Source organism: Candidatus Paceibacterota bacterium (assembly GCA_040905715.1).
GTDB lineage: Bacteria > Patescibacteriota > Minisyncoccia > Phycocordibacterales > CSBR16-193 > JBBDHZ01.
Map to the genome: position 1 here is coordinate 1 of JBBDRA010000005.1, position 6,965 is coordinate 6,965.

Annotated in this window: 8 protein-coding genes; 3 read left to right on the plus strand and 5 right to left on the minus strand. The window is 46.4% G+C overall.

The genetic code is table 11. The features are described from left to right. The first annotated feature begins 227 nt into the window (after nt 1-227). The 3 genes from WD312_03920 to WD312_03930 are packed head-to-tail and all read left to right on the plus strand — an operon-like array spanning nt 228 to nt 3,498. Nucleotides 228-632, plus strand: a complete 405-nt coding sequence (locus WD312_03920; GenBank protein MEX2564235.1) for a hypothetical protein — start codon at nt 228-230, stop codon at nt 630-632. A gap of 50 nt (nt 633-682) precedes the next feature. Next, entirely contained in the window at nt 683-2,920 is a 2,238-nt protein-coding gene (locus WD312_03925) for a glycosyltransferase (GenBank protein MEX2564236.1), read from the plus strand. A 41-nt stretch (nt 2,921-2,961) separates the two neighbouring features. After that, the gene (locus WD312_03930; protein ID MEX2564237.1) at nt 2,962-3,498 is read left to right on the plus strand and encodes an alpha/beta fold hydrolase; all 537 of its coding nucleotides are present in this window, start codon (nt 2,962-2,964) and stop codon (nt 3,496-3,498) included. 99 nt (nt 3,499-3,597) lie between these two features. Here WD312_03930 and WD312_03935 read toward each other — a convergent pair whose 3' ends face one another. The 5 genes from WD312_03935 to WD312_03955 form a co-directional block, all read right to left on the minus strand. Further along, on the minus strand, nt 3,598-3,750 hold the full coding sequence (locus WD312_03935) for a lmo0937 family membrane protein (GenBank protein ID MEX2564238.1): 153 nt from the start codon (nt 3,748-3,750) through the stop codon (nt 3,598-3,600). Nucleotides 3,751-3,806: 56 nt separating this feature from the next. Beyond that, a complete protein-coding gene (locus WD312_03940) occupies nt 3,807-3,959 on the minus strand; it encodes a lmo0937 family membrane protein (GenBank protein ID MEX2564239.1) in 153 nt (50 codons plus the stop codon). 103 nt (nt 3,960-4,062) lie between these two features. After that, entirely contained in the window at nt 4,063-4,908 is an 846-nt protein-coding gene (locus WD312_03945) for a DUF4105 domain-containing protein (GenBank protein MEX2564240.1), read from the minus strand. A gap of 154 nt (nt 4,909-5,062) precedes the next feature. Continuing rightward, nucleotides 5,063-6,079 carry a hypothetical protein gene (locus WD312_03950; GenBank protein ID MEX2564241.1) on the minus strand — a complete coding sequence of 339 codons (1,017 nt, stop codon included), beginning with the start codon at nt 6,077-6,079 and terminating at the stop codon, nt 5,063-5,065. Nucleotides 6,080-6,082: 3 nt separating this feature from the next. Further along, the gene (locus tag WD312_03955; protein ID MEX2564242.1) at nt 6,083-6,616 is read right to left on the minus strand and encodes an RNA polymerase sigma factor; all 534 of its coding nucleotides are present in this window, start codon (nt 6,614-6,616) and stop codon (nt 6,083-6,085) included. Between the last annotated feature and the right edge of the window lie 349 nt (nt 6,617-6,965).

The following is a 6,965-nucleotide window of genomic DNA, read 5'->3' on the forward strand; positions in this document are numbered from 1 at the left end:
GAACGGCGGAGGCGGTACACAAGACGACCGAAGGGAGTGCTTGTCGCCGAGCCGGGGCAGAGAGTTCTTAGTGAAGACGAGTTCGAAGAACGATGTCTGAACTTAGAAACTCTACGCCGAGTCCCTGCCGGGCTTTTTTATAATTGAATAAAGCCAAAACCACAAAACAGGGGTATACGGAGCTTTCACAGATCTTGCAAAGTAAAATAATGGTATAATTACATTCTATGAAAAAAACAATCATCATTCTTATAGTCCTTGCTCTTATCGCGCTGTTCGCATACGTATTCATGATAGGCGGGGATGTGGCAGAAGATTCACAGCTTGATGAAACCCCTTCAGAAAATGTAGAAGACACTGAAGCAGCCGGTACGATCGTATCTGTAGATACTGATCAAGTCGCCGCAGACGGACCGGCGTTCGTAACTGTTCTCCAGGAAGATGAAACAGAGGTTGTCGTAGCCGTTCCTTCCATGGGGATAAACCTTTGTCCTGCTCAAGAAAATATTGCTGATGTGTTCGAGCTTGAAGCTGGAGATGAGGTGGAGGTGCGCGGTCGGGTAGATAGTGGGTTTGAAGGCGCGATAGTGCCGTGTGAATCAGCAGACCACTACCTAAGAATCGTTGAGTAAGGTCGCCCTTTCCTTTTTCTTGGGGTGCGTTATACTCAATAGCACCACATATGACACCTGTAGCACAAGAGGGCGCAAAGGTGGTCTTTGTCTCTACGTATCCACCAACTGAGTGTGGCATAGCCACTTTTACTCAAGACCTCGTTACCACTTTTAACACCTTATACGCGCCGCGCGAGCAGGCGGTGGTGTTGGCTGTTACCTATAAACCCGAAACTGATCATAGTAATACTAAGAGTGTTATTGATCAGATCTATAAAGAAGATGTCGACGCGTACGCACAGGCGGCTCATAAACTCAATACGCTTGATGATGTTAAGTTGGTAAGTGTTCAGCACGAGTTCGGTCTGTATGCCGGAGAGTATGGCAGATCGATCATCGATTTTCTTGAGGTGCTTGAGAAGCCGTCAGTTGTAACATTTCACACGGTCCTTCCCGGTCCTGATAAAGGGCGTAAACAGACGATACGCACGATCGCCCAAGCGACGTGTGGGTTTGTTGTTATGACCGAGACGTCAAAATATATTCTGGTCAATGAGTACGGTATCGATGATACATTCATTTCTATTATCCCGCACGGCATCCACTCGATGCGTTACACCCTGCCAAGTCATGCAAAGTCGTCGGTTGGCTTGGGAGGTGTAAATGTTCTGACTACGTTCGGGCTTTTGTCACGCGGAAAGGGAATTGAGTACGTGATAGAGGCAATGCCGGAAATTGTTAGAAAACATCCGGACGCGATCTATCAAGTGCTTGGAGCAACTCATCCGGAGGTGTTGCGCCAGGAAGGAGAAGTGTACCGACAGTCGCTTGAGAAGCGTGTAGGTGAGCTTGGTCTCAACAAGCATGTGCTTTTTCACAACGCTTACATGAGTAATGATGAGCTCTTGCGCTATCTCAAAGCGACTGATATCTATATTTCAACACCGCTCGATCCGGATCAGGCCGTTTCCGGCACGCTTACGTATGCGATGGGCGCCGGTCGACCGGTTGTTGCTACAAAATTCGCTCAAGCAAAAGAAGATGTCACGCCGGACGTTGGGAGGCTGGTTGATTTTCGAGAGCCTGACGAAATATCTCAAGCGGTGAATGAACTTCTTGACGATTCAGAGTTACGTAGCATTCTTGGCCGCAATGCGTATTTTAAAACCCGGAGTATGACCTGGGAGAATGTGCTTTTGCAGTACCGGCGGTTGTTTGGCGGGTTTGCACCGAATACTTTTCTCGAGGAGCGCAACCTGCCGCGTCCAACGCTGAAGCATTTTCACCGAATGACTGATAAAACGGGAATGTTTCAGTTTGCTGAGCTGGCAGATCCTGATTCGAAGTCAGGGTATACGCTTGATGATAACGCGCGCGCGTTGATCGCCTGCTCCTGGTGGTATCAACGCCGTCGTGATGGCGCACCTCTCTCGCTCGCTACGAGGTATTTAGATCTCATGGCATACATGATGTCCGAAGACGGTACGTTTCATAACTACGTTAATCACGATAAAAGCTTCCACGAGGAGCGTAACCAAAATGAAAATCTTGAGGATGCTAATGCTCGAGCGTTCTGGTCGCTTGCGACAATTGCTACCGCAGATCGAATGCCGGAGGCTCTACGAGAGAAGGCGTCTCGACTTTTTGATACGCATATCGACAAGCACGCAGCAGTAAGATCACCGCGTGCCGAAGCATTCTATATTAAAGCGCTTGGTGAGTGGCTAAAGACGTATCCTGATAATGTCGCTCGACAGCGCTTCCTTGTCACTTTTGCTGATCATCTCGTTTCACTCTTTGAGCAAGTTGCTACAGACGACTGGTATTGGTGTGAGCCGCATCTGACGTATTCGAACAGTGTTATTCCGGAAGCGCTTCTGATCGCCGGTATTGTTACAGGCGATGTGCGGTATGCGACACTGGGTTTTAAAGCACTTGATTTTCTTGTTGAGCATTCTTTCGATGGGTCGCTGTGTGCGCCGGTCGGTCAGCAGGGGTGGTTTGTGCAGGGAGGAGAGAAGCGGCAGTACGATCAACAGCCGGAAGAAGTCTCGGCTCTCGTTCAGGTTCTTGACCTGGCATATCGGATCAGTGGCAAGGAGCAGTACCGAGAGCGTCGTCTCGATGCTTTTAACTGGTTCCTGGGCAATAATTCATTACACCGATTTATTTATGATCATACGACCGGTGGTTGCTATGATGGGCTTGGGGAAGGATACGTTAACCTTAATCAAGGCGCTGAGTCTACAGTGACGTACGTTATGGCACGATTGTTGTTTGAGCCAATACGAAAAGATCAGGCGTGAAGGGATTTTCTCTCTATATAGACTCTTTAATAACAAAAACTATGAACACAAAGGCAATTATTATTCCCGGAAACGGAGACGATGGTCCTGGTGACGGATGGCGCCCGTATGTTGTGCACGAGCTTTCTAAGCTTGGCATCGGGATAATTAATCTACGATTCCCGGATCCGGAGCTGGCGCGCCAGTCCTACTGGATCCCGTTTCTTGAAACACTGGCAATTGACGAAGAGACGATACTTATTGGGCACTCATCCGGCGCGGTAGCAGCTATACGATATGCAGCGGAGAACAGAGTTCGGGGAACCGTATTGGTGAGTGCGTATCATACTGATCTAGGGCTGGAGAACGAAAAAATAAGCGGTTATTTTGATGATGAATGGCAGTGGGAAAAGGTAAAGAGTAATCAGGACTGGATCATCCAGTTTCATTCTACGGACGACCCTTTTATTCCAACGAGTGAAGCGCGCTTTGTGCGCGACCGGCTTGATACTGAATATCACGAGTTTACAGACAGAGAACATCATAACCAGACTCAGTTTCCTGAGCTCGTTGAGGCAATTGTGCGCAAAGTGATGTAGTGTGTTCGCACCCGTAAACACATACCTGGAAGGGGTATGTGTTTTCGAAAAGAGCGTTGCATGTCGCAACTTCTCCTCCGCGAAATGGAAACGAAGGTTTTATTTAATCGGGTTCTCGCCTTTGATAATGCGGATGAGAACGACGATAACCGCGAGCGCCAAAAGAAGGTGAATGAATCCTCCTAAGACATCAAACGCGAGAAATCCGATCAACCACAATATAAGAAGTATAATGGCTATTGTGTAGAGCATATGTGTATTAGACTCTTTAAAAAATAATAATATTACACATTTTGTGAATATCTCGGTTACTCAAGAGGATTTTCTCCTTTGAGTATGCGAATGAGGACTATAACGATAGCCAGAACCAGAAGGACGTGGATAAATCCTCCTAAGGTGTAGGATGTTAAAAAGCCCAGTAACCACAGAACCAAAAGTATGATCGCTATTGTTGTAAGCATATATAGTGAAGAGAGTACAAGAGCGCAAAATATTACACTCGTTCACGACGCTTGTTCACGAGACCGTCGTCTGTCTCGAGTATGTATTCCTCCCAACGCTTTACTATGAGCCGAGCTCGTTTCTGATCAGTTCTGAGAAATGAGGTGAACCGCTGTTTTCTTTAATACTTTCAGATATCTCATATCTATTACGAAGTTCATTGATCGGTATACTGTTCGGAATAAAGCCAAGTTTTTGCGCAAGCGTGTCGGAGTAGCGCGGGAAATATAGACGCAGATCCCAGTAGGGCACTTTGCCCGGAGCTATAGCGTTCACGTGCTCCATAATGTTGGTCGTGCAGCTATTGGTGAGCGTATTATAAAATTCCGGTTCGTTGTTTATTGCGTTAGCGCGGGCTAAGATATCGAGAAGCAGATGTCGGATCTGATCGCGACTCGCGTTGACCGGATAGAGATATATCTCATCGTTTCCTCGGCCGATCGCTCGTTGCGTTAGAAGGTCGTGTTCGTCGGCAATAACGTAGAGAAGTTCATATTTTCTTAAAGCGCCCCAGAGAGGCGAGAATTCCTCGTCGTTTTCGCGACGGGCTTCGATCGATACGCCGATATGTGAGCCGTCACTAAAACCGAACGAAAGCATTGTGTGAGCCGCGCCAAAACCGGAAAAAGGTACGACAATATAGTCAAGAGAGTCGAGTGTGCGCAGGTCCAGAGCTCGATCTTCCCAGTGCGCACTTGATGTTCCGGCGGTGTGTTTAAAGTTACGTACGTTCTCAATATTTACGGTGTAGGTGTCTGTTACGTTTGCTGTGGCGATGTGCTCGTGCTCGTCTACCCACAAGCGTTCATGGGACGGGGATACGGCGATGAGCCAAAGTGCTATCGCAATAAGCACAAGAGCCACTACCGTTAGAACACGTCGCTTGGTCATTGTAAGGTATTGTAGCATGGAGTCGTTTTCAATCTCACTCTTCTAACCCCTTCTTAATCTGAGATAAACTAAACAGGGCAAACTAAACGGAGCAAAAAAACTAAAGCCATTTAGACCTTAGTTTTTTTGTTTACGAATAGTGCGGAGCTCTGTTTTTGCTTATTGCTTTCGCTTATTCTTCCAAAGGAGTTGTAGTGCTTGTTGTGGCAGTGCTTGAGGCGTTTGATGTTCCGTTCGTGGTCGGGGTGCTTGTGGCCTCTAGGTCAACGGGTGTCTCATCCGAAGTCATTGAATGAGCACTGGAATCAGTGTCGGCTTCTTCTTCTAGGGTTGCGTCGATCTCGTTTACGATCTCCTGAGCTCTTTCAAAGTGAGTAAGCGCTGATCGGTGGCGCTGTGATTCAAGGTGTTCTAAGCCTTTTCGAAAAAGTTTTGTTGCTTTTTCATACTTATCTTCAAGTTCGTCTCGTTCACTCTCCGGGATAGTATCTGAATCATTTAATTGTTCTTGAACTTCCAAGAGTTGCTGAGAAGTGTCTTCGTGGGTTTGTGCGGTCTCAGTTGAGCTCGTTGCCGACAGAGTTTCTGTGGTAGTAGTAGATGAAGCGCTGCTTGTGGCAGTGTCTTTGGCAGGAGTAGTTGTGCCTGTGGTCTGCGAAGAGGTTGCGTTGCTTGTAGTAGCGACTTCTTGTGGGGTGTCTTGTGTTTCAATGTAGTCCTTGATATTGGTGACATGAGCTTCCAGAGACCGTGACATATCATGCCAGATCTGTGAGTTAATACGGTTGGTTACAGTAAGCTGTTGAACTTCGTCTAGCCGTTCATTGAGTCTTCGGGCCTCGTAGCGCGCTTTAGATTTTGGAGTGGTGTGCATGAGTCCGATCAACTCCTCGTTTATAGAGACCTTGACCGGATAGAGGGCGTCTCCCGGTAGGGCACTGTTTGCTTTGTATGAAACACCTCCGCTTGTCAGCGCGATAAAAAGTATGCCGGCAATATACGGTACAGGTGAGTGGAAGAGACGAATTGATAAAATACTATTACTCCAGGTCGAAACTCTCCCTCCGCTGTGCGCTGGGTGTTCATCGGTGAATGCTAGGAACTGACGTTTGAGGTCAGCTTTCTCCTCTTTGGTCAGTGAAACCTTGTGAGTTAGATTTTTTAGTGATGTTTGTATTTTGCCCGCCATAGGTCAAGTTCTTTTTTCGTTTGCTTCTTCTTGTTCCTCAATAAATTTACGTAATCGTATTAAAGCGCGATGGACACGAACCGATATGTTGTTCTCATTTTCGTTGAGCGATTCAGCTATATCTTTTATAGAGAGGCCGTCAACATAACGCATGAAGATCACTGTTCGATAGCTATCATTAAGTTTTGCAAGATGGCTGATCAGGATCTCTGTATCAAGTCTTGCTACCGTTTCTTCGTGTTCCTGAGTTGCAGGCTGGAACCCGGTCCCTTCTTCGAGTGCATCAAGTGAAGAAGAGTGTTTTCGACGTTCGTACTCGTTAATGATCAGATTGTTTGCAACTCGGTAGAGAAAAGCACGTGGGTACTCGATCTCTCCGCCTTTGACAACATATCGCCACGTTCGCATAAATGTTTCTTGCATGAGATCAATAGCCCGTTCTCGCTTACTGATCCGAAAATAACAGTGTCGAAAGATAGCGTCCGAGTAATCATCATACAGTTTTGAAAATGTGCGTTGAAGTTTTTCGTGGCTCATTTGAGTAGACACATTAAGCGGGGATTATATTACACAGCAAATGAGGGGTAAAAATAGCAGTTTATTGTTATTTTTCCTTGAGACCTGCCTCGAAAGCCTTGCTTACACGTATTTTGCGAGAAGAAGAAGTATATATTTGTCAGTTTGAATATACACTTTTGAATTAATACCTTAACAATCAGTGACATAAGACGATCGTTTTATGTGTCCATTAACCGAATAAGTGGTTCATTTTCTGCATATTTTGCGCAGTCTTTAAGGCAGACAAAGAGCGTGTGACGTATGTGTACACTACAACGTCGGTAAAAAAAGTCAATAGCATAAAGGACAGGATCGTATAACGATCCAA